The 26,145-nt window shown below is 42.2% G+C and carries 30 protein-coding genes; 28 read left to right on the top strand and 2 right to left on the bottom strand.

The genetic code is table 11. The features are described from left to right. Window positions 1-10 precede the first annotated feature (10 nt). The 6 genes from H6795_02015 (at window position 11) to H6795_01990 (ending at window position 5,838) form a co-directional block, all read left to right on the top strand. Entirely contained in the window at window positions 11-2,797 is a 2,787-nt protein-coding gene (locus tag H6795_02015; protein ID MCB9817297.1) for an efflux RND transporter permease subunit, read from the top strand. Between the two features lie 92 nt (window positions 2,798-2,889). Then, window positions 2,890-3,435, top strand: coding sequence for an FKBP-type peptidyl-prolyl cis-trans isomerase (locus H6795_02010; GenBank protein MCB9817296.1), 546 nt, complete (start codon window positions 2,890-2,892; stop codon window positions 3,433-3,435). Window positions 3,436-3,524: 89 nt separating this feature from the next. Beyond that, window positions 3,525-3,773 (top strand): glutaredoxin family protein, encoded by a 249-nt coding sequence (locus H6795_02005; GenBank protein MCB9817295.1) that lies wholly within the window; start codon window positions 3,525-3,527, stop codon window positions 3,771-3,773. Window positions 3,774-3,782: 9 nt separating this feature from the next. Further along, window positions 3,783-4,703: a thioredoxin-disulfide reductase gene (gene trxB, locus H6795_02000; protein ID MCB9817294.1), complete on the top strand. Its 921-nt coding sequence runs from the start codon at window positions 3,783-3,785 to the stop codon at window positions 4,701-4,703. Between the two features lie 57 nt (window positions 4,704-4,760). After that, on the top strand, window positions 4,761-5,204 hold the full coding sequence (locus H6795_01995; protein MCB9817293.1) for a MarR family transcriptional regulator: 444 nt from the start codon (window positions 4,761-4,763) through the stop codon (window positions 5,202-5,204). Window positions 5,205-5,262: 58 nt separating this feature from the next. Next, window positions 5,263-5,838, top strand: coding sequence for a fasciclin domain-containing protein (locus H6795_01990; GenBank protein MCB9817292.1), 576 nt, complete (start codon window positions 5,263-5,265; stop codon window positions 5,836-5,838). A gap of 22 nt (window positions 5,839-5,860) precedes the next feature. On the opposite strand, the gene H6795_01985 is transcribed toward H6795_01990, so the two are convergent. Together H6795_01985 and H6795_01980 are read right to left on the bottom strand one after the other, a co-directional pair. Further along, on the bottom strand, window positions 5,861-6,247 hold the full coding sequence (locus H6795_01985; protein ID MCB9817291.1) for a hypothetical protein: 387 nt from the start codon (window positions 6,245-6,247) through the stop codon (window positions 5,861-5,863). Further along, on the bottom strand, window positions 6,244-6,891 hold the full coding sequence (locus tag H6795_01980; GenBank protein MCB9817290.1) for a glycerophosphodiester phosphodiesterase: 648 nt from the start codon (window positions 6,889-6,891) through the stop codon (window positions 6,244-6,246). Before H6795_01980 ends, H6795_01985 begins: the two co-directional genes overlap by 4 nt. Window positions 6,892-6,935: 44 nt before the next feature. Between H6795_01980 and H6795_01975 the strand changes: the two genes are divergently transcribed. The 22 genes from H6795_01975 to H6795_01870 all read left to right on the top strand — a co-directional run bounded on the left by H6795_01975 (window position 6,936) and on the right by H6795_01870 (window position 26,079). Continuing rightward, window positions 6,936-7,463 carry an inorganic diphosphatase gene (locus H6795_01975; protein MCB9817289.1) on the top strand — a complete coding sequence of 176 codons (528 nt, stop codon included), beginning with the start codon at window positions 6,936-6,938 and terminating at the stop codon, window positions 7,461-7,463. Window positions 7,464-7,528: 65 nt separating this feature from the next. Continuing rightward, window positions 7,529-8,605, top strand: coding sequence for a type I glyceraldehyde-3-phosphate dehydrogenase (gap, locus tag H6795_01970; GenBank protein ID MCB9817288.1), 1,077 nt, complete (start codon window positions 7,529-7,531; stop codon window positions 8,603-8,605). Between the two features lie 5 nt (window positions 8,606-8,610). Next, window positions 8,611-9,054, top strand: coding sequence for an RpiB/LacA/LacB family sugar-phosphate isomerase (locus H6795_01965; GenBank protein ID MCB9817287.1), 444 nt, complete (start codon window positions 8,611-8,613; stop codon window positions 9,052-9,054). 54 nt (window positions 9,055-9,108) lie between these two features. Next, the gene (locus H6795_01960; GenBank protein ID MCB9817286.1) at window positions 9,109-9,738 is read left to right on the top strand and encodes a hypothetical protein; all 630 of its coding nucleotides are present in this window, start codon (window positions 9,109-9,111) and stop codon (window positions 9,736-9,738) included. A 47-nt stretch (window positions 9,739-9,785) separates the two neighbouring features. Next, complete coding sequence (locus H6795_01955) at window positions 9,786-10,646, top strand: transketolase (GenBank protein ID MCB9817285.1); 861 nt, start codon at window positions 9,786-9,788, stop codon at window positions 10,644-10,646. Further along, the gene (locus tag H6795_01950) at window positions 10,639-10,938 is read left to right on the top strand and encodes a hypothetical protein (GenBank protein ID MCB9817284.1); all 300 of its coding nucleotides are present in this window, start codon (window positions 10,639-10,641) and stop codon (window positions 10,936-10,938) included. Before H6795_01955 ends, H6795_01950 begins: the two co-directional genes overlap by 8 nt. Next, window positions 10,935-11,915 carry a transketolase family protein gene (locus H6795_01945; protein ID MCB9817283.1) on the top strand — a complete coding sequence of 327 codons (981 nt, stop codon included), beginning with the start codon at window positions 10,935-10,937 and terminating at the stop codon, window positions 11,913-11,915. The genes H6795_01950 and H6795_01945 overlap by 4 nt, the downstream gene beginning before the upstream one ends. Before the next feature lie 4 nt (window positions 11,916-11,919). Next, window positions 11,920-12,798 (top strand): hypothetical protein, encoded by an 879-nt coding sequence (locus H6795_01940; GenBank protein ID MCB9817282.1) that lies wholly within the window; start codon window positions 11,920-11,922, stop codon window positions 12,796-12,798. 42 nt (window positions 12,799-12,840) lie between these two features. Further along, entirely contained in the window at window positions 12,841-13,758 is a 918-nt protein-coding gene (locus H6795_01935; GenBank protein ID MCB9817281.1) for a class II fructose-bisphosphate aldolase, read from the top strand. A 222-nt stretch (window positions 13,759-13,980) separates the two neighbouring features. Then, window positions 13,981-15,198, top strand: coding sequence for a DUF2130 domain-containing protein (locus tag H6795_01930; protein MCB9817280.1), 1,218 nt, complete (start codon window positions 13,981-13,983; stop codon window positions 15,196-15,198). A gap of 106 nt (window positions 15,199-15,304) precedes the next feature. Further along, entirely contained in the window at window positions 15,305-16,291 is a 987-nt protein-coding gene (locus H6795_01925) for a carbohydrate kinase family protein (protein ID MCB9817279.1), read from the top strand. Between the two features lie 15 nt (window positions 16,292-16,306). Next, window positions 16,307-17,566, top strand: coding sequence for a hypothetical protein (locus H6795_01920; GenBank protein MCB9817278.1), 1,260 nt, complete (start codon window positions 16,307-16,309; stop codon window positions 17,564-17,566). Further along, window positions 17,566-18,066 (top strand): LOG family protein, encoded by a 501-nt coding sequence (locus tag H6795_01915; GenBank protein MCB9817277.1) that lies wholly within the window; start codon window positions 17,566-17,568, stop codon window positions 18,064-18,066. Before H6795_01920 ends, H6795_01915 begins: the two co-directional genes overlap by 1 nt. A 275-nt stretch (window positions 18,067-18,341) precedes the next feature. Further along, complete coding sequence (locus tag H6795_01910) at window positions 18,342-18,872, top strand: hypothetical protein (GenBank protein ID MCB9817276.1); 531 nt, start codon at window positions 18,342-18,344, stop codon at window positions 18,870-18,872. Window positions 18,873-18,908: 36 nt separating this feature from the next. Continuing rightward, on the top strand, window positions 18,909-20,882 hold the full coding sequence (uvrB, locus tag H6795_01905) for an excinuclease ABC subunit UvrB (protein MCB9817275.1): 1,974 nt from the start codon (window positions 18,909-18,911) through the stop codon (window positions 20,880-20,882). A 48-nt stretch (window positions 20,883-20,930) separates the two neighbouring features. Then, window positions 20,931-21,224: an Asp-tRNA(Asn)/Glu-tRNA(Gln) amidotransferase subunit GatC gene (gene gatC / locus H6795_01900; GenBank protein MCB9817274.1), complete on the top strand. Its 294-nt coding sequence runs from the start codon at window positions 20,931-20,933 to the stop codon at window positions 21,222-21,224. Further along, window positions 21,224-22,648 carry an Asp-tRNA(Asn)/Glu-tRNA(Gln) amidotransferase subunit GatA gene (gatA, locus tag H6795_01895; GenBank protein MCB9817273.1) on the top strand — a complete coding sequence of 475 codons (1,425 nt, stop codon included), beginning with the start codon at window positions 21,224-21,226 and terminating at the stop codon, window positions 22,646-22,648. Before gatC ends, gatA begins: the two co-directional genes overlap by 1 nt. Beyond that, window positions 22,645-23,052, top strand: coding sequence for a hypothetical protein (locus tag H6795_01890; GenBank protein ID MCB9817272.1), 408 nt, complete (start codon window positions 22,645-22,647; stop codon window positions 23,050-23,052). The genes gatA and H6795_01890 overlap by 4 nt, the downstream gene beginning before the upstream one ends. Before the next feature lies 1 nt (window position 23,053). Beyond that, complete coding sequence (gatB, locus tag H6795_01885; GenBank protein ID MCB9817271.1) at window positions 23,054-24,517, top strand: Asp-tRNA(Asn)/Glu-tRNA(Gln) amidotransferase subunit GatB; 1,464 nt, start codon at window positions 23,054-23,056, stop codon at window positions 24,515-24,517. A gap of 1 nt (window position 24,518) precedes the next feature. Beyond that, window positions 24,519-25,397, top strand: a complete 879-nt coding sequence (locus H6795_01880; GenBank protein ID MCB9817270.1) for an NTP transferase domain-containing protein — start codon at window positions 24,519-24,521, stop codon at window positions 25,395-25,397. A gap of 19 nt (window positions 25,398-25,416) precedes the next feature. After that, on the top strand, window positions 25,417-25,668 hold the full coding sequence (locus tag H6795_01875) for a hypothetical protein (protein ID MCB9817269.1): 252 nt from the start codon (window positions 25,417-25,419) through the stop codon (window positions 25,666-25,668). Window positions 25,669-25,671: 3 nt separating this feature from the next. Further along, window positions 25,672-26,079 carry a YtxH domain-containing protein gene (locus H6795_01870; protein ID MCB9817268.1) on the top strand — a complete coding sequence of 136 codons (408 nt, stop codon included), beginning with the start codon at window positions 25,672-25,674 and terminating at the stop codon, window positions 26,077-26,079. The last annotated feature ends 66 nt before the right edge of the window (window positions 26,080-26,145 follow it).

Below are 26,145 nucleotides of genomic sequence, written 5' to 3'. Positions count from 1 at the left end.
AAGGGGGAGTATGGCAAAAAAAACTACGACAAAAAAGGTCAAGCAAACGACCTTTACTAAAAATGATGCTAAATTATTGCCAAAATTTAGCCTATTCTTTTTTGATAGGCCACGATTTACTGCGGCATTGTTGTTGTTTATTTTCGCCTTTGGCGTACTAAGTTACACTACCCTTCTAAAACGTGAAGGCTTTCCAAGTATTGATTTTCCGGTCGCCAGCATTAATGGTACTTACATTGGTGATGCCGAAAAAGTAGACACTTCTGTTGCAAAACCGATTTCTGACGCTGCTATGAAACAGCAAGGCGTGGCAACCGTCCAATCACAAGCCTTTGATAACTTCTTTAACGTATTTGTACGGTATGAAGAGTCAGTGAATGCTCAAGAAGCCGCAGCACAGCTAGAGTCTACACTAAAGACAGAGAATATAATTCCTGAGCAAGCGCAAGTAACGGTAAGTGCACCGTATATTAGCCCTGCCGGCAGACAACTAGAGCCTGTGGATATTGGTATTTCTGTGTATGGTAAGGCTAACCAAACAACAGAGCAGTTGGTTGCATCTGCCCAACTATTTGCAGATGAACTTAATCAAAAAAACTTATCAACAGTTAAGAAAGCTTACGTCATAGATCCTTTCCAGCAAGCAACCAATCCGTTTACAGGGCAATCGCAAATCATTCAAAGGACGTTTGATGCATATAGCCAAAGAGAAGCAAACCAAAGTACACTGTATCCATCGGTACTCGTAGGTGTCACTAAAACAGATTCAGCCGATTTGCTTCAATTTGATGACGAAGTAAATGCGGCTGTAGGTGAGATAGTTGCCAATCAATCTGACACGTCAACAAGTGCTGTTGTGAGTGCCAGTTTTGCACCCGATATCAGAGATAATATTTCTGAACTTCAGCGTGAACTACTGATTGCACTTGTAGCCGTGTTGGTTGTGGGAGCACTTGTGATTGCATTACGGGCATCCTTTATAACGGTTATTGCCCTCATTGTGATTATCTTTGGAGTGATAGGACTGTTATACGTGCTTGGCTACACCCTCAATGTCATAACACTATTTGCACTTATCTTAAGTTTAGCGCTCATTGTTGACGACACTATTATCATGATTGAAGCCATCGACGCTCAGCGTAGGCGGCAAAAGAGTGCCAGAAAAGCAGTCGCTGAGGCTACGCGTAAAATTAGCCGTGCAATGTTAAGCGCAACTTTTGTAGCAGTGTTAAGCTTTATGCCACTGTTATTCGTTGGTGGAATACTAGGGACATTTATACGGGCAATACCGGCGACAGTTATTGCGGCACTGCTTATTAGCCTGTTAGTATCTTTAATATTTATACCGTATCTAGCGAAATTCGTGCTCTTAAACAAAAAGTCAATGGGTGAAGACGGCATTAAAGAGGTTGCAGCAGGGTTCGAGCATAAACTGGCTGAGTTTATAGCTAGACCAATGCAGTGGGCAAAAAACTCACTCAAACGGTTAACGTTAGTTGGACTCACTGCGGTTGTTATTGGGTTTGGCTTTATTGCAGCAGGGGGCTATTTTGCAACAAAAGTAGCGTTTAATATCTTTCCTGCTTCAAAAGACGCTAATGATATGCAGGTGACTCTATCGTTTGCACCAGGCACCGACCTTACGGCTGCAGAAGACTACACCAATAAAGCAACGCAAATCATTAATACAACCCTAGACGAAAACCTAGAATATGGCTCACTTTACAATAGTGGCGATGAACGTAGCGCTACGCTTTCTATAAAACTGATCTCATATTCTAAGAGAGATGTCCGTTCACCAGAGCTCGTGAGCCAAGTGCAATCAGCCCTCGACGAGCAATTACCCACGGTCCAGTCTAAGGCTGCACAAGTAGATGCTGGCCCACCAGCTCAGGCGTTTACAGTTGTTATCGTGGACGATAACCGTGAAGCTTCACTTGCCCTGGCGCAAGACGTAGCTACCTTTTTTGAAACACTCACTGTTACGCGCCCAGATGGAACGACTGCAAGTGTAACAAATGTCTCGCCACCCAACCCTAGTTCGTTTACCCGAGCAGATAGTACATTACGTGTACCTGTTAGCGCCGAATTTGACGGCAGCGACACAACGCGACTATTTAATCTTACAGAGGCTGCTGTAAATGAAGCATTCCCACCTGAAAAAGTAGCATCGTATGGTTTAAACAATGAAGCGTTGCAGTACGACCTCGGTCAAGAAGCAGAAAATCAAGATAGTTTTGCGGCGCTAGGCATTGCCTTCCCGTTTGTTTTACTTGCAATTTATATTTTACTAGCGGTGCAATTCCGCTCACTACTACAGCCACTGCTTATCTTTTTTGCACTCCCATTCAGCTTCTTTGGTATAAGCTTGAGCCTGTATCTTACAGATAACCCATTCAGCTTCTTTGCGATGCTCGGTTTCTTTGCGCTTATTGGGCTTAGTATTAAAAACACTATTTTGCTAACAGACTATGCAAACCAAGCTCGCAAGGCAGGCAAGGGTGCGGTAGATGCCATTAGCGAAGCCCTGCAAGAACGTTTTCGCCCACTAATTGCGACAAGTCTTACGGCGGTCGTTGCAATCACACCACTTGCTATTCTTAGCCCATTTTGGCAAGGACTTGCAGTGTTGATTATTTTTGGCTTGTTATCAAGCACGTTCCTGGTTATTACAGTGTTCCCTTATTATTATCTTGGCGCTGAATTTACCCGTACCAGAATTAGCCGGAAAAAAGGTTTGCTTATCGTGGGTGTTCTTGTAGCTTGTATGGTTGCAGCTGGGCTACTGTTTGGCTAAGTATTGTGATTACTACCATATAAATACTATTGCGTAATTGGTATACTAAACATAAGAAAAGATAATACAAGAGGGAAGGACACATTAAAACTATGTCAGAAACAGCCCAAAGGGTCGGCATATTGCTCATTACGCTACTATTTGTAGGGACTACTGTTGGTGTAACAGCCTATGCAATCTATGCTAATTCTAGTCAAGACGATGCACAGACTATTAGCCAAGAAGAGCTAGATAAATTAACTCAACAATCTAAGGAGGAACAACAAGTGCAAGAACAAAGGCAAATTGAAGGCTTTTCACCAGTCGCGAGCGTACCAGAGCTAAAAACAGAAGATCTTGTTGTTGGCACAGGGGCAGAAGCTAAGCCAGGTGATACCGTCACCGTAGACTATGTAGGAGTACTAGCTGCAACTGGTGCTGGATTTGATAATTCCATAGATCGTGGTCAACCAGCTACATTTGGCCTCGGACAAGTGATTGTTGGCTGGCAAGAGGGAATTCCTGGCATGAAAGAGGGAGGCAAGCGCCGATTATACATACCGGCAGCAAAAGCATACGGAGAACAAAGTCCATCCCCACTCATCCCTGCAAATTCAGACTTAGTATTTGACGTTACGCTTATAAAAGTTGGCCAATAAACGCTATATATAGCGTTGACAACGCCCCTTGCCTGCGCTATAGTACTAACTATACAAAGTAAAGTAATTAGCATTTTAAAAAGGATCCTATGCCAAAAGAAATTACAATTTATACAACCACTACCTGCGCCTATTGCGTTATGGTCAAAAAGTGGTTAGCAAGCAAAAACCTTGCATATACAGAAGTAAATATCGACGAACAGCCAGACAGAGCTCAAGAGGCGTTTACAATAAGTGGTCAGATGGCGGTACCAGTGACCGTAATAACTAAACAGGATGACACGCAAGAAGTTGTGGTTGGTTATAATATTGCCAAACTAGCCCCAGCTGTTGCGTAGAGGTAACACATGCAAGACATACTCATGATTGGGGCCGGCCCAGCTGCTTTAACTGCAGCTGTATACACGACCCGCGAAGATATTGACACAGTATTATTAGAAAAAGCGGTTATAGGTGGGCTCGCCGCAACGACAGACTGGATAGACAACTATCCGGGGTTTCCAGAAGGCATAAGTGGGTTAGATTTAGCCGAAAATTTACGTAAACAAGCCGAGCGTTTTGGTGCAAAAATAGAGCTAGACGAGGTCAGCAACATACGCAAAGAAGGTGATGTAGTGGTACTCGATACGTTTAGTGGTGAGCGGCGCGCCAAGGCAGTCTTGATAGCCACTGGGACCGAGTACAAAAAACTTGGTATACCTGGTGAGGCTGAGTACTTGTCGCGGGGTGTTCATTATTGTGCAACATGTGATGGCGCTTTTTATCGCGACAAAAAGATTATTGTTGTTGGCGGTGGTAATTCTGCCGTACAAGAAGCACTGTTTTTGACTAAATTTGCGAGCCATATAGATCTATTGGTACGCAGCGATGTCTTTAGGGCATCAGATGTGCTGCTGCACGAACTAGAGAAAAATAAGCAGATTACCGTTCACATGAACACAACTACAGATGAAATTATTGGTGATGGCAGCAAAGTAACAGCCGTTAAAGGCACCGATAAAAAAGCAAATAAACAAGTGACATTTCAGACAGATGGTGTATTTGTATTTGTAGGCTTAAAGCCGAATACTCAATTTTTAGGCAAAGACATCGAGCTTGATGAGATTGGTTTTGTTAAGACAAATGACCGTTTAGAAACGTCACTTCCTGGTGTATTTGCGGCAGGGGACGTACGGAGTGGGGCTACCATGCAGATAGCTACTGCCGTCGGAGAAGGCGCAACAGCGGCGCTGCGTATTCGCGAATACCTAGAAACGCTTAAGAAATAATCGTTCAGCCCAGTAACTAGTTGCAATATTTACTTAATAATGTTAAATAATATAGTAGTGCCTTATAGACAAATCACTACTTACCAAACAGTTATTGCTCAAGCTCGGGCGTATCGCAAAGTACGTGCCTTTATGGAATGTACACTCAAAAAGTACACCATTACCATTACAGAGTGGCTTATTATAGGTACGGCGATAGATGCAGGTAAAGATGGTATTAGAATTTCAGAGCTTGCAAAAACGCTCGGTGTAGAAATGCCTGTTATTACTAATTTAGTACACAAAGCCGAACATACAGGTTGGCTCATTCGCATAGACGATCCAAAAGATAAGCGCGCACGACGAGTACTCATGACGAGTGATGGTCTAGAAAAAGCGTGCGTTATTGAAGGTGAACTAAAAAAAGCGACTGCTCCATGGCTAGCAGGTACCGATAAGGCTGCCATACAAGGTTATTATAGCGTTATTACTGCACTGTCTAACAAAGAAATGCCATCTTAAGCATAGTTGCAGGCGTAAACCGCTTACGGCATAATGTATATACAAGGAGCAGGTCTACATGAAGAAAAAATTATTTTTTATTATACTAGGGATCGCCATAGCTGGTGTAAGTATATGGTTCATTGTATATGGTGGTAAAGATGAAACAACAGCAAATGATACAGCTACAACCAATTCACAGCAAAGCGATGCAACCACGCAAGAGCAAAAAGATAGCCTAGACAGCATATTAAAAAAGCAAAAACAGATTAAAATATTTAATGAACTACTCGTAGAAGCCGATGTGGTAACTACGTTACAGGGGCAGGGTCCGTATACAGTACTTGCGCCAACCGACGATGCCTTTAAAGCTCTGCCAGAGGGTTTACTAGATACACTTAAGAAACCAGAAAATAAAGACAATCTACGTAAATTAATGCAATACCATATCGTCAAAGGTAATTTATCGGCAGAGAGTTTGCAAAACGGTCAAAAGCTTCCAACCGTCAATGGTCAAGAAATCATCATAGAAATAAGTGATGGCAAAACGAGCTTTGTAGATGCGAAAGGTAACAAGGCCCTTATAAAAACGGCAGATGTCGCGGCGTCTAATGGTACCATTCATATTTTAACAGCGGTCTTATTGCCACAATAACTAAGCAATAAAACCGTAGGTATTAAGGGATTAGTAAACCAATTTGGTGATTGTTCAGTGTCTGACGTAGTTGTGTGAGTGTTTCTTTAGTTAGTTGTTGTGTTTCGTATTTTTTTACGACAAACACATCTGAACCATCTGTACCGCAAGTGCGTAAAAGAATTGTTTTATAGTCTGGAAAATCCCGTATAACAGTTGTAGCGTCAAATACTTGACCTCCGATATACGTCCAGCAACTTGTTTCGTTTGCATGGTTTTGCATATCTGCCAAGGTGATTTCTTTTTGCAACGAAGGCAACGGTATATCTTGGCGAGATTCTGATTTTTTCATTAATAAGTAAGCGGTGGTACTGCCAATAATAAGCCCTAATATAGTAATTACAACAATAATGCGCCAACGTTTAGTCATGATTTAGTGCTGCTCGCAGGGGTGGTTTTTGTAAACTTATGAGGATAGTCAGTACAAATAAACAATTTTTTGAATAACGCCTGGAGACGACGCCCTAGCCATAGGTTATTAACAGTGTAGGTATAGATAGCTAGTTCGTTTTTTTGCGCTTGGTTGTAATAGTAAGGGAACAGCAAGATCCAGTTTTTGTTCAGCCCTATACCGTGCGCATCTACATTCAATGCTTTGCGAATAATTCCAAAAGGATGGTATCGTTGCAGCAAAAATGTTTTATGTGACGGCAAGTTGATACGCGCAGCTAAAATTTCATCTGCATGAAAGCTGGCTACTGCTGCCCGATGGTTTTTTTTAAGCTCGGGCAGAGAACGAGCAATCGTCCCTTTAGACTTTGATTCTACCAAAGCGGGCCTGTTACCGCAGGCAACCAAGGCCGGAGCAAGCTCGCAGGTATCTTCAACTTCACGCTGCAATGCTTTTAAGGTTATATGTGCAATAGTTTTGCCAGATGGTGTTTTATCGTTATGATACACAACTATTTTATTATTTTTCGTGTACCGGATATCAAACTCTATATACGCTACATCGTACGTAGCAGCAGCATGGATAGCGCTGAGTGTTTCGCAACGATGAGAAATAATTTGCATAATAATTATTGTATACTACATAGGTAGATAATTTAGGAGAATACATGGCTGATTTTAATAAAGTACTAAGTCCAGGCGATTGGCAAAAAGCGCTCGTAAACACTGTAATTGAAATACCGAAAGGGAGTTCCCACAAAATTGAGTGGGATCGTGAACATGCCGCGTTTATGTTAGACCGTGTAGAGCCAGCAATTTTTGCCAAACCAGTAAACTATGGCTTTATTCCTGGTACGCTCGATGAAGACGGCGATGAATTAGATACCCTCGTTGTTACGAACGAACCACTGCCCACGGGCATATGGCTAGAAGCAAAAGTGATTGGCATATTAAATTTTGAAGACGATGGTGAAATGGACTACAAAATCGTATGCGTCCCTGCAGATGATCGTCAGACAGGGGATAGCATTAACAGCCTAGAAGATTTAGGCACCCGGTGGCAACAACAAATTGAACACCACTTTACCCACTATAAAGATTTAAAAAAACCTGGCAGTACCAAAGTGCTTGGCTGGGGCGACGTGGCAGAAGCCAAAACAATAATTTCAGAGTGTATAGAGCGATATAGTAACTAATGCTTGAGGCGAATGCCATAAGCATATACAATAAACATAAACGTACAACAATCAGGGAGGGACACATGGTAACAAAGGTAGCAATTAATGGCTTTGGGCGTATAGGGCGCAATGCATTTAAGGTAGCATTTGAAAGAAAAGATATTGAAATCGTAGCAATTAATGATTTAACAGATACAAAAACGCTTGCCCATCTACTTAAACATGATAGTAACTATGGTACATACCATCACGAAGTAGCGTCCGATGAAGAACATATCATTGTTGATGGCAAACCGGTCCGTGTGTACAAGCAAACTGACCCCGCTCTTTTACCTTGGGGTGATCTCGAGGTAGATGTCGTGATAGAAAGTACAGGCTTTTTTGTTGACCCTGCGAAAGCCCGCGCACACATAGATCAGGCTGGGGCAAAGCGAGTAGTGATTAGTGCACCGGCAAAAGGTGAAGGCGCAACCACTATTGTCTTAGGGGTAAACGAAGATAAGCTTGAAGGTGCAAGTGACATCATAAGTAATGCAAGCTGTACGACAAATTGCATTACACCAGTAATGGACGTAATAAGCCAAAACTTTGGTATAGATAAAGCAATGATGACAACAGTACATAGTTATACTGCAAGCCAACGTTTGCAAGATGCACCGGCCAAAGATTTGCGTGAAGCCCGCAATGCTGCCGAAAACATTGTACCTACTACAACTGGAGCATCAATTGCAGCTGGCCAAGCATTACCAGAAATAGCTGGAGTATTTGGTGGGTTAAGTGTGCGCGTACCGACACCTGTCGTCAGCTTGTCTGACTTTGTTATTGTCACCAAGCAAACGGTAACTGTAGAAGCAGTAAACGATGCTTTTAAAAAAGCCGCTAGCGAACCATACTACCAAGGCATTTTAGCGATAACCAATGAGCCATTAGTATCATCTGATTTTATTGGTAATAGCCACAGCTCAACGGTAGATCTGTCACTTACCAGCGTTGTTGGTGGAAATCTGCTTAAAGTTGTAGCATGGTATGACAACGAGTGGGGGTACTCTAACCGTCTCGTAGAGCTAACAGCAGACGTCGGTAGCAGTGTTGCACGTAAAAGTAGCAACGAGCCAGCCGCGAGCTACGTAGGCCCCGAAGAAACACACTTAGAAGGCTAAATACAATGAAGCTATTTGTAGCAGCTGATCATCGTGGCTTCACCGCTAAGGAATCGATTATTACATATCTAAAAAAACGCGGTTATGACACTACCGATAGTGGTGATGACAGATATGATCCTACAGATGATTTTCCTGTATTTGCAGCGAAGGCTACAAGTAGCGTGCTGACTAATACCGATTCGCGAGCAATTTTACTATGTGGTAGTGGTCAAGGAATGATTATGGCTGCAAATCGTATTAAAGGTATACGTGCAGGGTTAGGTTGGAGCCGCGCGGCAGCCCGTGGCGTTCGTAACGATGAAGACGCGAACGTACTCGCGATACCTGCGGAACTATACGATACCAATCCCCAAGAAGTATACGCAATAATAGACGAATTTCTGACGACACCGTTTGCGAATGCACCGCGCTTTATTAGGCGCAACAAAGAACTAGATTCACTGTAGCGTCTTTTTGGCAAAACGCCCCATATATACAGTGGTCTGTGCTACCATACCTATATGATTACTATCTGCCCAACTGTGACAGCCTACGATACACATAGTTTTAATCGCCAGTTGCGCGCGGTAAGCGCTTTTGCTGAACGTTTACATATAGACATTATGGATGGTGATTTCACACCAAAAAGCTCGCCAACACTACGTGACATGCATTTCCCATCAGATAAAGCACTAGATATCCATGTAATGTATCGCCGTCCACAAGAAATCGTACGCGAATTAGTGGCGCTAAAACCTAAACTGGTTATTATTCATGCCGAATCTGACACCGATATTCCACTCTTTGCTACAGCAATGCGCGAACACGGTATACAAACTGGTCTAGCGCTCCTCCCCGAAACTTCGCTTGATAGTATTGCTCAGTGGTTGCCACACGTTCAGCATCTGTTAATATTTGGCGGTAAACTAGGGTTCCATGGTGGCAATGCAGATTTGGAGCAGCTACAAAAAGTTCATGAAGCTAAAAAATATAGTAGACACCTAACATATGGCTGGGATGGCGGTGCAAACACACAGAACGTTCTAGCAATTAAAAATGCTGGTATAGACGTTATTAATGTTGGTAGCGGCATTCAAAGTGCCGATAATCCAGCATCGCGCTATAAAGAACTTGTAGATATTGTTTCGTAGTATTATTCTCGTGGTAGCAACGCTTATGGTATTATAGGTACATATTTATGAGTACAAAAAAACTATCGGTTGCTGATTTAGAAAAAAAAGCAAATTCCATTAGAAAAGATATTATTACGATGCTCGAAACAGCAGGCAGTGGCCATTCAGCTGGCCCGCTAGGCTTAGCTGATATTTTTACAGCACTTTATTTTGATATATTAAAACATGATTCAAAAAAACCAGAATGGGACGAAAGAGATTATCTACTATTAAGTAATGGGCACTGTGCACCGGTGCTGTACGCTACTTTGGCAGAAGCAGGCTACTTTAACAAAAAAGAGCTACATACACTGCGGCAATATGGAAGTCGCTTACAGGGGCACCCCGAACGCACGAAGCTACCAGGTGTAGAATCTACAAGTGGTCCTCTAGGCTGTGGACTTAGCCAGGCAATCGGAATAGGCTTAGCGTTACGACTTAATAAGCAGCATCATCGCTGGGTGTATGTAGTTATGGGTGACGGTGAGCTAAACGAAGGCAATATATGGGAAGCAGCTATGATGGCGCCGCGCCATAAACTACACAATATCATTGGTATTATAGATCGCAACAATATACAGATTGATGGCCCAACAGAAACAGTCATGCCGTTAGAAGATTTACGTGCTAAATGGGAAGCCTTTGGCTGGCATGTGATTGAAATAGATGGTAACGATGTAGAGGCTGTTATAGACGCCTGTGCAATGGCTCGCGCAGTGGTAGAAAAACCTGTCATGATAATTGCCCATACTATACCGGGTAAAGGGGTAGATTTTATGGAATACGATTTCCGTTGGCATGGTATGCCCCCTAATCACGCACAAGCCAAGCTTGCGCTGCAAGAACTCCGTACCCTACAGGGCCGCATCAGGAGCGAACATGAGTAGTAATGTTGCTAAAAAAATCAGTCTATCTTTTATTGTTGGCGTAACTATTACTGCATTAACATATTGGTACGCACCCACCACCCAAGGAGAGTATTGTACAGGTACAGATATAGACTATACTATTGATTGCAATCTTACCATGTATAATCATGGTTTGCCATTTACGTATTTAATAGAGCCTAATCATTCAAAAAATCAAGGCTTGCAACCAATAATGCTTCTTACAGATATTATTATATGGTCTGCGGTAGGCTATTTAAGTATATTTGCAATTATGAAAGTAAAAAAATGATTTTATATTTAAATGACTATACCAAAAAAGACATAGAAAAATCCCCGATTCGTAAAGGGTTTGGTACGGGTCTTGTTAAAGCGGCAGAAATTGATGAAAACGTAGTGGCACTTTGTGCAGATTTAACAGAAAGCACTCAAATGCATTTGTTTCGCGATGCTTTTAGCGATAGGTTTTTTGAAGTAGGCATCGCCGAACAAAACCTCGCAACAGTAGGCGCAGGCTTAGCAATTGCTGGCAAAATTCCGTTTATTAGTAGCTATGCAGCCTTTAGCCCAGGGCGCAACTGGGAACAAATTAAAACCACGGTAGCACTGAACGATGTACCTGTAAAAATCGTTGGTTCACATGCTGGTTTGTACACTGGAGCAGACGGTGCTACACACCAAATGCTCGAAGATATTGCCCTTATGCGTGTGATGCCGAACATGGTTGTGATTGTTCCTGCAGACGCCATCGAAGCAGAAAAAGCTACCTTAGCAATTGCTAAAGATAAACGCCCAGCTTATCTAAGACTTGCCCGTGAGGCTACACCAGTAATAAGCACTACTAAGACTCCTTTTGAAATTGGCAAAGCGTATGTGTATGAGCCGGGCGACGATATAACGATTATCAGTACTGGCACAATGACATATCAAGCTTTGATGGCTGCAGAATCATTATTTAAAGATGGCATATCAGCCGAAGTTGTACACGTACCTACGATTAAGCCACTAGACGCCGTTACTATTTTGCAAAGTGCCAAAAAAACAGGTGCCGTGATTACTATAGAAGAAGCCCAAATTGCTGGTGGACTTGGCGGTGCGGTGGCAGAGGTATTGTCTGAACACCACCCTACGCCAATGCGCCGTTTGGGTGTAAAGGACAAGTACGGAGAAAGTGGGTCACCAGACGAACTTTTAAAGCACTTTGGCCTAACAGCAAAGCATATTATGCTCACAGCTCACGAGTTGTTGTCTGCAACCGGAAAGCAATAGTTCTATGACCTGGCAACAGGTAATGGTGCTACAAATAATTGCTAGTTCAAGCATGACATTATGGTATAGAAAAGTGTCACTTGTCTATAGTAAACACACCTTTACTTTATTTCTTACAATATACCTAACTGTTGCCGTTGCCGGCTCTATAATTAGTGTTGTGCGTTTTGGTGGCACTTTGCCAGTGCTACCAACAGGCACTGTCGTTTGGTACCTGATTGGCGAAGGTTTGTTTATACCAATGTCGTGGTACTTTTCGTACCGATTATTATCTATTATCGGCGCTTCTTCTATGGCGGTTGCCCAGTCTTTTATTTTTTTGACAACCGCCACTTTAGGTATCTTATTGCTTGACGAGCCACTGACGGTAGGATTATTTGTTGGGGCTTTGCTATTGCTTTCTGGTGTATATTTAGCCCTTAGTGTGAATGGCCGGCACGTTAAAAAAAATAATGTTACTCTAACCAAAAAACTCTATTTATTATGTATGAGCGCGTTGCTTTTATCTATTGGCTTACTATTTGAAAAATTGGCAATCAACAGCATTGGTGTGTGGGATTATGCTATGTTTGGGTGGGCTGCACAAGGAGCTGGCGCAGTGATTCTATTTAGTATTTTTGGCCGGCAGGAACTCGGGCTGCAGCGCACCGCTAGATTCTGGCGCTACGCCCTTGTAGCTGGTTTACTGACTACACTTACGGGGTCACTGTTTATTTATGCGCTTAGTACAAGCATGCTGAGTTCAGTGGTGCTCGCTTCTACTGCAAAGATTACTCTTACGTCTGTGCTGGCTTTTTGGCTTTTAAAAGAACGTACATATTTAGGCAAACGAATCGCTGCTGTGGCGCTCGCTGTATGTGGATTACTAGCAATATTTGCATAGTAATAGGGTATAATAACAAGCATAACGCTAAAGGTTGCAAACATGGGACATACAATACAACAAATAAGACAAAACTGTACTAAAGCACGCGAAACAATGGCCAATGCACGAGTCCAGAAATTTGCTGTAGGTGCGTTTAATATAGATAACCAAGAAACGCTTATTGCGGTTGCAAAAGCTGCTCAAAAACTACAAGCGCCACTTATGGTAGAGGTCAGCCATGGCGAAGTAGAAGCAATGGGGCTCATGAACGTGCGCGATATGGTAGATAATTACAAGCAAGAATTTGGCATAGAAATGTATATTAACCTAGATCATAGCCCATCTGTAGAAACTGCCAAAGCGGGTATAGATGCCGGATTTGAATTTATTCATATAGATGTTAGCCAAGCTAATCACAACGCAACAGATAATGAAATAATAATTGCTACTAGGGAAGTTGTTCGTTATGCAACCTTCACTGGTGCAATTGTAGAAAGCGAACCCCATTACTTTGGTGGCAGCAGTAACGTGCACAAAGAGGCTTTTGATTACGCTGATATTAAAAAAACATTTAGTACACCACGTGGTGCCGAAAAGTTTGTAAAAGATACTGGCATAGACACATATGCGGCTGCTATTGGTAATTTACACGGCAGTTACCCGGTACCAAAAACGTTAGATATCGCTCTGCTAGAACGTATCAGAAAAGCCTTACCAAGAAACACTAACATTAGCTTACATGGCGGCAGTGGCACGCCGGCTCATTTTTACGAAGAAGCTGTTCGGGCAGGAGTTACGAAGATTAATGTTAACAGCGATATGCGCCGCGCCTTCCGTGACACCTTAGAAAAGGTCTTGCGTGAAAATCCAGATGAATACGCCGTTGTAAAACTCATGCCAGAAGTTTATGGTGCTGTTCAGACCGTCGTAGAAACCAAACTGGCGAGCTACAATTCTATAGGCAAAGCCCACTATTAAGTACATCCACGCTACAGGTAGCGTCGGTACGCTACATATAGCGTGCAAGATTAGACGATGCGACTCGTACCCACTGCCACAGTTTATCTAGAAAAGTTAAAGGTTGCACACGATACCATTGATAAAACATTCACGCCCAAACTATGCCATACTACATAGAAGAATGTTTGTGTACCACGACATTGTGTAGCAAACATTGAGTAACACGAAATGGAGTATATAGTGAATGAGATTATTTGCCCCCATTGTAAAAAAGCCTTCACCATAGATGAAGCAGGTTTTGCTGATATTGTGCAGCAAGTCCGAAATCATGAATTTAATAAAGAACTACACGAACGCTTAGCACTGCTAGAAAAAGAAAAAGAAAATGCAGTTAAGCTGGCAGAACAAAAAGCACAAAATGCTCTCATAGCAGAATCTGCCAAAAAAGATGCCGAACTAGCAAAACTTAAAGCCGATGCAGAAGCGAAAATTACCCGTATGCAAGCAAAGTTAGAAAACACTGAAACAGAAAAAAAGCTTGCCCTAACAGACGCAGTTCACGCCATAGAAAAACAGCGCGATGATCTTGTAAACCAACTAAAAAGCAAAGACCATGAAGCCCAGCTGTTAAAAGCCTCGCTTAAAGATAAATACGAATCCGAACTTAAGAGCAAAGATGAAATGATTGCCTACTATAAAGATATGAAAGCGAAACTATCTACTAAGATGGTGGGAGAAACGCTGGAACAACACTGCGAAACAGAATTTAATAAACTCCGCGCAACGGCGTTCCAGAACGCTTATTTTGAAAAAGATAACGATGTTTCAAGTGGTAGCAAGGGTGATTACATCTACCGTGATTCTGACGAAAATGGCACTGAAATCATTTCGATAATGTTCGAAATGAAGAACGAAGGTGACGAGACTGCCACGAAACACAAAAACGAGGATTTTCTGCGCGAACTCGACAAAGATCGCACTGAAAAGAAATGTGAGTATGCTGTGCTTGTGACGCTGCTAGAAAGCGAAAGCGAGTTGTATAATAGCGGCATTGTGGATGTTTCTTACAAATACCAAAAAATGTATGTTATTCGGCCGCAATTTTTTATACCCATCATTACCTTATTGCGTAACGCTGCACGACATTCACTTGCATATAAATCAGAATTAGCACTTGTTAAGGCCCAAAACATTGATGTCACTAATTTTGAAGGTCAGCTTAATGATTTTCGTGAATCGTTTGGCAGAAACTATAGGCTCGCGTCCGAGAAATTTAAAACAGCCATCGATAGTATCGATAAATCTATTGCTCAATTGCAAAAAACCAAAGATAACTTATTGCGCTCAGAAGATAATTTACGCATTGCTAACAATAAAGCAGAAGAGTTAACAGTAAAGAAGCTCACGCGTGGTAACCCTACGATGGCAGCTGAGTTCGAAGAGCAAAACAATAGCTAGTGTTTCGTTTTGTTTGTAGCAGTCTATAGCCTATATTAAAAACGTTTCATATACCAACCAGGCTAGGCGGCGATAAGCATAAATGGTATACTGGACCCTGTATATTATGAGCAAACACGAACATAGAAAACATACCCGAATCTTATCTGTCGGAGCAGCTGTGCAAGATGTATTTTTGCAAGGTAAAATCTTTAAACCGCACAAAGACTGCGATGGCGATATGATAGAAGAGTTCGAACTCGGTTCTAAAAACGATATTGACGGCGTAATATTTAGTACGGGCGGAGGTGCAACCAATGCCTCTGTAACATTTGCCCGCCAAGGCTTGCACGCGATGTATTTGGGTAAGGTAGGTGATGATGTTGCAGGGCGAGCGATACTGGATGATTTACACAAAGATGGTGTAGACACGAGCCTCGTTGGGCTGTCTAACAACGGCTATGGCAGTGGTTTTAGTTGTATATTATTAGCCCCAAGTGGCGAGCGGACTATTTTAGCCTATAGGGGTGCCAGCGCTCACTACAGTATAAAAACAGCAGATTTTCATGACACTAAACCAGAATGGATCTATTTAACAAGCTTAGATGGTAACTTTGAAGTACTACATACCGTATTTGCATATGCACAACAACATAATATAAAAATTGCTTTTAACCCTGGCAAAAAAGAACTCGCTCAAAAAGCAGAGCTTAAAAAACTAATTCCTAAGCTCACTATTTTGTCTATGAATAAGCAAGAAATGCAAAGCTTATATAAAGGGGAAACGCTAGAAGAATTAGTTAGAGCAGCGAATAAAGATGTGCATTATGTTGTAGTAACAGATGGGCCCAAAGGTGCTATGGCTGCCGATAGATGGCACATTGTCAAAGCGGGCATGTATGAAAACGTCCCCGTTGTAGATAGAACAGGTGCCGGTGATGCATTTAGCTCTGGATTTACTGCGATGATAGCCGCAGGCGAACCATTGGAATGGGCTGTGACTTACGCCAGTGCAAACTCTACCCGGGTTGTAAGTAAAATTGGTGCTAAAGCAGGTATAATACATATTGACGATGTTGTACATGAGATGCCACTAAAAGTAAAAGAAATGTAAACATGGGGGTGGGTAATGTCTAGATTTATATCACAATTACTTGGTGCTACAGAGCCTATGTTTACTATTGCAGTACAACAACTCGAACAAGCCAGTGGTAAACCTGGTGTTGATGTACGATTAACTGCCGAGATTATTGGGCAAATACATCAAAAAACAGCCGATTTGCGGCTTGACCCCAAAGACACAACAGGTAAAGAGCTCTATGCTGCGTTATTACATAGGTTTAAGCGTGACGATGAACATTTAGCAAAACAAATTGGTGGCCATAACGCAACAGATGTTCAAGATTTACTCCCTAAAATGAAGGCTGCAGCCGAAGAAGTTAAAATAGCAAAAAAATGTTGGGTACTAAAAAAGAGTGTTGCCAAGGAATTTCTTCGTAAAACTCCACCACCTAACATTATGAAAAAGCTTGGCTACAGAAGCATTGATAGTATGCTCAAAAACGAAAATATTTTTGAAATTTATGGTGCGCTTAGGTTTGCAGAAAGTGCAGACTGGCTTAATGCATTTGATGCACAATATACAGATATTAAACCATCTGATTTTGAAGAGCGTGATATAGAAATTGTTCCAATGCCTGCTGATCGCTGGGCAGATATTGCTGAACCTTTTGTTCACAAAAAACGACACAACATTACCCATGTAAAAGAGCTTGGTATTATACTAATGCTACCTATTAAAACTACTGAAATGCCTGGTATTACCATGACCGTGATGCCACTACTATTTCATTATATTAACGAAATACGTTTGTATAGTTCATTTTTTAAACTCCAGCAAGTAAAGCCAAACTTTGCTGAAATCGTCATAAATACGCTTATCGCCGACCCGGGTGACGCTGCCGTCATGGCGGGTCAAGCTGTTCACTGGCGAGTCATTCAACGATATTTTGGTAAACTTGAAAACGAATATCATCCAGAAATTTTTGAACCACACGTTCAACCAGAAGATTTACACTGGCGAAAAGCCGAAAACATATTATACCAAATAGACCCAGAACTAGGCTGGTGGCGAGATTTAGATTATGTTGGTGTTATGCACGCTGGTAGACCAGTCACGTTTAACCTGATGGATATTGCCCTAAGCTATAGCAATAACACACCATACGCAAAAAGGGCAGTATTTCACTTTAGAGAAGCCCTTTGGAATGAATTATTTATGCGCTATATGGGCGAAAAAACCCTCGAACAGCAAGTACTGGGTCAACTAAACAATAGTTTAATTGCCCCAGAAACCATTCATGCATCTGTGAAAGGGAGGGGTTTTTAGTGAAGTATTCTATTTGTGTTTCTGGTGCTGCTGCAGGTAAAACCGTTGAGCAATCAAAATATGCCGCAGAAAAAGTAGGTCGGGCCATAGCAAAAAGTGGCCACATAATCACTACAGGCGCTACGGTAGGCTTACCTTTTTACGCAGCACGAGCAGCCCATAGGGCCCATGGTGCTAGTATAGGTTTTTCACCAGCCACATCATTAAGGGAACATGTGATGAAATATCGACTACCTATAGGCATGTTTGACTTCATTAATTTTACTGGGCTTAACTATGTAGGTAGAGATACATATATGGTGCAATCATCAGATGCAGTTATCACAATAGGTGGTAGATTTGGCAGTTTGCACGAGTTTGCTACCGCTATAGAAAATGGTACACCGTGCGGTGTTCTTACTGGCACAGGTGGCACCGCAGATGTATTGCCAGATTTAATAGAAAAGCTCGAAGTACCACACAAAAGTAGCATAATTTTGATAGCGATCCAGAATCATTAGTTAGAAGGATGATAGAAAAGTTAGATGTTGAAATTGAGAGATTGATACTTCCGCTATTGCGAACGAGTGGTTTTTGCATGGTGATGAAGAGGTAACGAAACGAGCTGGGTAACTATGCCCAAGTCTACAACTAAAAAAGCCCTAACGCTACCATAGCACAGCAACGGCGCACCAAGACGCCGGAGCGTATCTATAAAGTAAAACCAAAAAAACAAGTAATAAAACCCCGCCCAAAAATAAAACGTCGGCACCATAAACACAAGCAGCTGCTATCTATGTCGCTGCCCCGGGTAGCTACGATTGTTATCATAGTATTCGTTACGACACTAGCGAGTGGTGTTGTTTTTGTACGTGCGTACCAAGCATACAATGCGCTGCGTTCTGCTAACGAATCAGCGTCAGACGCATTGTATAGTAAAGAAATGGTAGAAAAAATGCGTCTCATTGGCGATGGCACTAACTACCCAAACGAAATTATTAATTATCAGAGTGCTCCGCAAGATTTGCAGAATTTTTTGGTACAAGATTATAAAAAGCTCAAAACAGGCTGTATTATTAATGGGCAATTCGCTGGCACGCTACAGTATACGGTTGTCAATGTTGTCTACGATTCATTTGCACGGATAGAAAAAAACTGCAATGGAGCAGACACGTTGCTACTATCTAAAATTAGTGGCGTATGGACGGTAATATATGCGGGTAATGACCTCCCGCCGTGTGATGCTGTAAATGCGTTTGATATTCCACGTGGGCTAAGCTCTCAGTGTCGTGATGGGCTCGTAACATATACAAACCCCAACCCGTAAAACTTTATATCCTAAGAGTAGTATACTAGTATTTACATGGCATCTTTTGATTTACAAACCTCATACGAGCCGACTGGTGATCAGCCAAAGGCAATTGCTGCACTAACCAAAGGGATCCAACAGGGTCTGCAACATCAGACATTGCTCGGTGTTACTGGTTCTGGTAAGACCTTTACAATGGCAAACGTCGTGCAAAATACCCAAAAACCCACGTTAGTGCTGGCTCATAACAAGACGTTGGCTGCACAGTTGTATAATGAATTCAAAGTTTTTTTCCCTAATAATGCTGTTCATTATTTTGTGAGTTACTTTGACTACTATCAACCAGAAGCATATATTGCTCGGAGTGATACATATATAGAAAAAGATAGCCAAATTAATGAAGAAATAGATAGGTTACGTCACGCTGCTACCAGTGCACTTTTATCACGCCGTGACGTCTTAATTGTTGCGAGTGTCAGTTGTATTTATGGTATTGGGTCTGTAGACGATTACGGCACAATGGCTATTCGCGTTGCTGTTGGGGAACGCCGCTTGCGCGATAAATTTTTGCGCCAACTAACAGACATCCAATATCACCGAAACGATATTGCCTTTACCAGAAGTACGTTCCGAGTACGTGGTGATGTTGTTGATGTGTTCCCTGCAGGTGAAGAATCGGCGTATCGCATAGATTTTTTTGGTGACGAGGTAGACCGGATTACCAAGATAAACCCATTAACAGGCGAAATAGAGGCATCGCTAGAATCATATACTATTTATCCTGGGTCACACTACGTAACACCCCAGCAAAAGTTAAAAGGTGCAATCGCTAATATTCAAACAGAATTACAGCAACGATTACAGTACTTTAATGCGAACAATCAACTTTTAGAAGCCCAGCGCTTAGCTCAACGCACCAAATTTGACCTTGAAATGCTAGAAGAAACTGGTTTTGTAAAAGGAATAGAAAACTATAGTCGCTACTTAACGAACCGTGAACCTGGTGAACAACCAGCGACGCTTCTTGATTACTATCCAGACGATTTTTTATTGATGATTGACGAAAGCCACATGACCCTACCACAGGTGCGAGGTATGTACAACGGCGATCGAGCCCGCAAAGAGGTGTTAGTAGACTATGGCTTTCGTTTACCAAGCGCGCTAGATAATCGCCCATTGACATTCAGTGAGTTTGAGCAGCATATATCGCAAGTTGTATATGTATCTGCTACTCCGGCAGAATATGAACTGTCACGTTCACCGGAGCCCGTACAGCAGGTTATTCGGCCGACAGGCTTGCTTGACCCAACAATTATTGTACGCCCCGTAACGGGCCAAGTAGACGATTTATTAGCAGAAGTAAGAGAACGCGTTGCGAAACATCAGCGTGTGCTAGTAACTACGCTCACAAAACGTATGGCAGAAGACCTAAGTGAATATTTAGAAGAGTTAGGGGTAAAAGTGCAGTACCTACATAGCGATGTAGATACGCTAGACCGTATAGACATTTTGCGTGATCTTCGTTTAGGCATATATGACGTGCTTGTTGGTATTAATTTGCTCCGCGAAGGCTTAGACTTACCTGAAGTAAGCCTTGTTGCCATACTAGACGCCGATAAAGAAGGTTTTTTGCGCAGTGAGCCTGCCCTAATACAAACCATTGGGCGTGCTGCGCGGCATATCGAGGGCACGGTCATTATGTATGCAGATACCATTACAGGTAGTATGAAGCGTGCCATAGATGAGACCAATCGTCGCCGTAGTATTCAAGAAGCATACAATACGAAGCATGGTATAACACCCCGTGGTATTCAAAAGGCCATTGCCGAAACAATGCGCACTGAACTTTCATCTGAAACAAAAGAAGCCAAAACACTTAAAAAAGATATCTCAAAAATCCCAGCAGAAGAATACCCATTGATTATAAAAGATCTTACAAATCAGATGGAGCTCGCCGCTAAAAACCTAGAATTTGAAAAAGCAGCCGACTTACGTGACCTCATTACCGCCATAGAAAAGAAAATGTAGCAAAAATCACCTTGAGGCATTCAGCTGTTGGTGCGTATACTTAATACAATGAGTACATTTAGTGACGAAGACATTATTAAGCTGGCAAAACTAAGTAAGCTGCAGCTAACCAAAAAAGAGGTAGCACAATTTAAAGAAGAGTTGACGGCTATAGTAGGCTATGTTGAACGCCTGCAAGATGTTGATATTACAGGGCTAGAACCAACCAGTCAGGTGACTGGTCTTACCAATGTTGTGCGAAAAGACGTAGAAATAGACTATGGTGTAAGTAGCGACGCTTTACTGGCCAATGCACCAGCGGTAAAAGACCATCGGTTTAAGGTAAAAAGGATGGTGGGATGATGTTTGATCAGTGGTTGCCGATACGTGAATTGGTTGCTTCTGTACAGTCTGGCAAAACGTCTGCTGTTAGCCTTGTTACAGAGGCTATTAAAAGAGCCAAGGCTACTAAAGACTACAATGCTATTTTATCTATACCAGAAGAACGGGCGTTGAAGCGTGCCAGCCAAATAGATGCAGACATAAAAGCAGGTAAATCTGTTGGCGATCTTGCGGGTATACCGTTTGTGGCAAAAGATAATTTTTTAACGCTTGGTACACCAACGACTGCAGCGAGCCACATACTAGAACCGTTTGAAGCACCGTTTCAGGCTACAGCGATACAAAAGCTAGAAGCCGCAGGCGCAATAGTTATTGCCAAAGCTAACCTTGATGCATTTGCGCATGGTTCTAGCACAGAAAACAGCGCGTTTGGTCCAACCAAAAACCCTATAGACACGAGCCGGGTGCCCGGTGGGTCTAGCGGTGGTTCTGGTGCTGCGGTTGCGCTCAACATTGCCCCCTTTGCACTAGGTACAGATACAGGTGGCTCTATACGTCTGCCAGCTAGTTTTTGTGGAATTGTTGGTTTAAAACCTACCTATGGGTTGGTGTCTAGATTTGGTGTGGTAGCAATGGCAAGTTCTACTGACGTCATTGGTCCTCTTACAAGAACAAGCGAGGATGCAGCACTGGTACTCGACGTCATGAGCGGACGTGACCCGCTTGATGGTACAACAATACAGCGAGACACCACAAGTTACACTAAGCTAGACAGTTCACTCAAGGGTAAAAAGATCGGTGTAATTAAAGAATTTTATGCTGACGGTATAGATTCGGATATTAAAAATGCGACACTCGCTACTATAAAAAAACTAGAATCTGCTGGTGCAGAGATCAAACAGGTATCACTACCTTCTATTGATCTTGCTCTAGCGTGTTATTACATTATTGTTCCGGCAGAAGTGAGTAGTAATTTGAGCCGTTATGATGGCCAGCGCTATGGTTTAGCTGCATCAGACGCACAGGATTTAGAAGAATCATATGAAATTGCCAGAGAGCGTGGTTTTGAAGCAGAAAATAAGCGGCGAATAATGATTGGTACCTACGTGCTTTCAAGTGGCTACTACGATGCATATTACAAACGTGCTCAAACTGTTCGCACCAAACTCATTAATGAATTTGCAGAAGTATTTACATCTGTAGATTTTTTGGTTGGCCCAACAGCACCTTTTACCGCTTTTAAGCTTGGCCAAAATGTAGGTGACCCATTGCAGATGTATTTAGCAGACATTATGACTGTGGCAGCCAACCTTGTTGGTATTCCGGCGATTAGTATCCCGGCTGGAGAGGTGAATAAATTACCAATTGGTATTCAGTTTATGGCACCACAACTGCACGATCGGCAACTGCTCGGAATTGCCCAGGCAACGGAGAAATTACTATGAGCATTGGTGTAATTATTGGCATTATTGTCGTCGCTGTAGTGATACTCGTGCTTTTAAACCTGGTGGCAAAACCCAGCACAAAGGGGATAGATAAAGCGCATTTTATTAATGAATGGAATGATATTGTTGCTTTAAGTAAAGATGCTAAATCTCGGCCATTAAGTATTGTGCATGCCGACAAGCTCCTAGATGAAGCTTTAAAAGGCCTGGGTTACAAAGGTGAAACAATGGCAGAAAGGCTGATAGCTGGCAAAAATGCACTACGGCACCGTGATGATATATGGACAGCACATAAGTTACGAAACAAAATTGTACACGAAACCGCATTTGAGCCGAGTGAAAAGCAAGTGAAGTCTGCATTAAGTGCATACCACAAGACATTTAAAGACTTAGGGGTTTGGTAACATGGACAAGAAATACCTCGTACAAAATCGCTACTATCCTACGATAGGGATAGAGTGTCATGTGCAATTAAAAACAAAGACGAAGCTATTTGCTGGTGTAGACAACGATGCCCGTGAGGCTTCGCCTAATACACTCATTAGCCCTTTGTGTATTGGTATGCCGGGTACATTACCGGTACTAAATGCAGCAGTGATACCGTTGTCTATTAGGGCAGGCTTAGCTCTACGCGCTACTATTTCGCCAACCAGTCACTTTGACAGAAAACATTATTTTTACCCAGATTTGCCAAAAGGTTATCAAATTACACAATATGAACGACCTATAGTAGTAGACGGCACGGTAGAAGCGCCAATGCTAGATGGCTCGTATGTCACGGTAGGTATCGAGCGGGCACACTTAGAAGAAGATGCAGGTAAAAGCAGCCATCCAACTGGCGAAACCTACAGTCTGGTAGATCTTAATCGCGCAGGTACCCCACTACTAGAAATTGTATCGGCACCTGATATGCATTCTGCTGAGGAAGCTCGTGCGTATGTGCATGAATTGTATCTTCTGATGAAATACGCTGATGTTTCCGATGTAGACCTATATCATGGCAACATGCGTTTTGATGTGAACGTAAGTGTTAGCACTGATCCAAAAAAATTAGGCACCAGAAGTGAAACGAAAAACTTAAATAGTTTTAAGAGTGTAGAAAAAGCAGTTGAGTACGAAATAAAACGGCAAATACGCTTACTAGAAAAAGGCCAGTCTATTGTACAAGAAACACGTGGATGGGATGATGATACACAACAAACGGTATCTCAGCGGAGCAAAGAAGATGCACATGACTATAGGTATTTTCCTGATCCTGATATTCCACCCATTACAGTCAGCCAAGAGGCAATTAGCTATGAAGCTCAAACTATGCCGTTACTACCTGCTGCACTCCGCGAACAATTTGGTGAACTTGGTTTAGATACGACACAAATTTCAACCATTATAGAATTACCAATCATTGCCAATATTGTTCGAGTGACAATTGAGCAGCACGATACACTCACAGCGAAAACTATTGCCCACTGGTGTGTCGGCGAAATAACCAAGCTCGTGGCAGACAATAAAATGACATGGCTACAAGTGCAATCGGCTGTACCCCTGCTTGTTGCATTGGCTTCTATGCAAAATGACAACAAAGTGAGCAGCAGTGCCGCTAAGGGCATACTAACAGAGATGATTACAACCAATACAGAACCTATGGAAGTTGCTAAAAAACATGATTTGTTGCAAGTGTCTGACGAAGGAGAGCTCGTATTAGTTGTTGAACGAGTGCTCGCAGAGAACCAAAAAGCTGCACTAGATGTACGAAATGGCGAACTTAAGGCAATAGGCTTTTTGGTGGGCCAAGTAATGAAAGCGAGTGCTGGCAAAGCCAACCCAGCAATTGTGCAGCAGCTGATTAAAAAGCAACTCGGAGTAAAGTAACATGAAAAAGCCAACCAAAGCTATTATTGCGGCTGCAGGCTTGGGGACACGTTTCTTACCGCAAACCAAAGCAATGCCAAAAGAAATGCTTCCCATCATAGACAAGCCAGTCATACAAATAATCGTAGAACAGCTGGTAGCATCTGGTGTAACAGATATAATTATTGTGACAGGTAGTACAAAACGAGCGATCGAAGACCATTTTGATAGAAGCGATGAGCTTGAAAACGAGCTCCGCCATAAAGGTAAAATTAAACAGGCTGACGAAATTAAAAAAATTGCAGAGTTAGCAAATTTTATTTATGTGCGCCAAAAGGGAACGCCAAAAGGGAACGCTCGGCCGCTTTTAAATGCATCCCATTTACTTGATGACGATGAACCATTTTTTATGTTTTTTGCCGACGATTTTTTTAGAAGCAAAATACCACAAGCTACTCAGCTGCTAAAGGTATATGAAGCCACAGGAGCGTCTGTCATCTCGCTTATTACTGTCAATGATGCAGATACCAGTAAATACGGTATCGCAGATATAGTTGGCGAGCAATCAAAGGGCTATGCCCAAGTAAAAAGGCTCGTAGAAAAGCCTGGCCCACATGCAGCACCATCAAGATTTGCGGCAGTGAGTGGCTATTTACTAACTCCTGATATTCTGCCAGTGGTAGCACAAGAAAACGTTGGACACAGCGGAGAAATAGTACTTGCCGATAGTATTAATGAGCTTGCCCAACAGGGTAAGGTATATGGTAAATTCATAGAAGGTATTTATCACGACGCAGGTGACAAAGCCAGCTACTTAAGGGCAATTGTAGATCACGCCCTCGCAGATAAAACGCTTGGAAAAGAGTTTAGAGATTATTTGGTCGCTCGACTTAACAAGTAATGTGTGTAAAATATAGTATATGGATGCATTTGAAATTTTAGTCATTATACTTTCAATCACACTCGCAATATTTTTGATTATAGCTATTGTCGTAGGGGTATTGATGGTGCGTGTATTAAAACGCATAGATGTCATTACCGAACATGCCGAATCTATAGTAACCAACATAGACAGCTTTTCTGATAAGATAAGACAGTTTGCACTGCCTACTGCTGTCATGTCTATGGTTACGAAAGTCGTTTCACAATATAAGCAATCGAAAGGGGACTAAGTCATGGCAAAAGCAAGTGGCAAAAACGTAGTTACTGCTGTCGTAGTTGGAGCAGTTGCAGGGTACGTAACGGGTATACTCACCGCTCCTAAAAGTGGTAAAGAAACACGCAAGGATATTAAAGATAAAGCCGATAAGTACGCGGCAGAAGCTGGCAAGCGATTACAAGCAGCCCGTGATGAACTTAATGTAGTAATAGAAGAAGCTACCCAAAAAGCAAAATATTATTCTGACAAGGGTAAAAAAGAAGTTCATGAACTAGTAGGGAAAGCAAAAGTCGCACAGACGAAAGCTAAAGATGTCTTGCAGGCTGTTAAACAAGGCGAAGCGCAAGATAAAGATTTGCACAAGGCTCTCACCGAAGCGAGCGAAGCAAAGCAACATCTCATAGATTATTTAAAAAAATCTTAGATAAGACTGTAGTGTAATTTACTAGGGTCCGTGACATATTGCACGGGCCCTTTTATAATAATTAGA

The sequence above is a fragment of the Candidatus Nomurabacteria bacterium genome, assembly GCA_020631975.1.
Classification (GTDB): domain Bacteria; phylum Patescibacteriota; class Saccharimonadia; order Saccharimonadales; family CAIOMD01; genus JACKGO01.
This window is presented reverse-complemented; position numbering and strand designations above follow the sequence as displayed.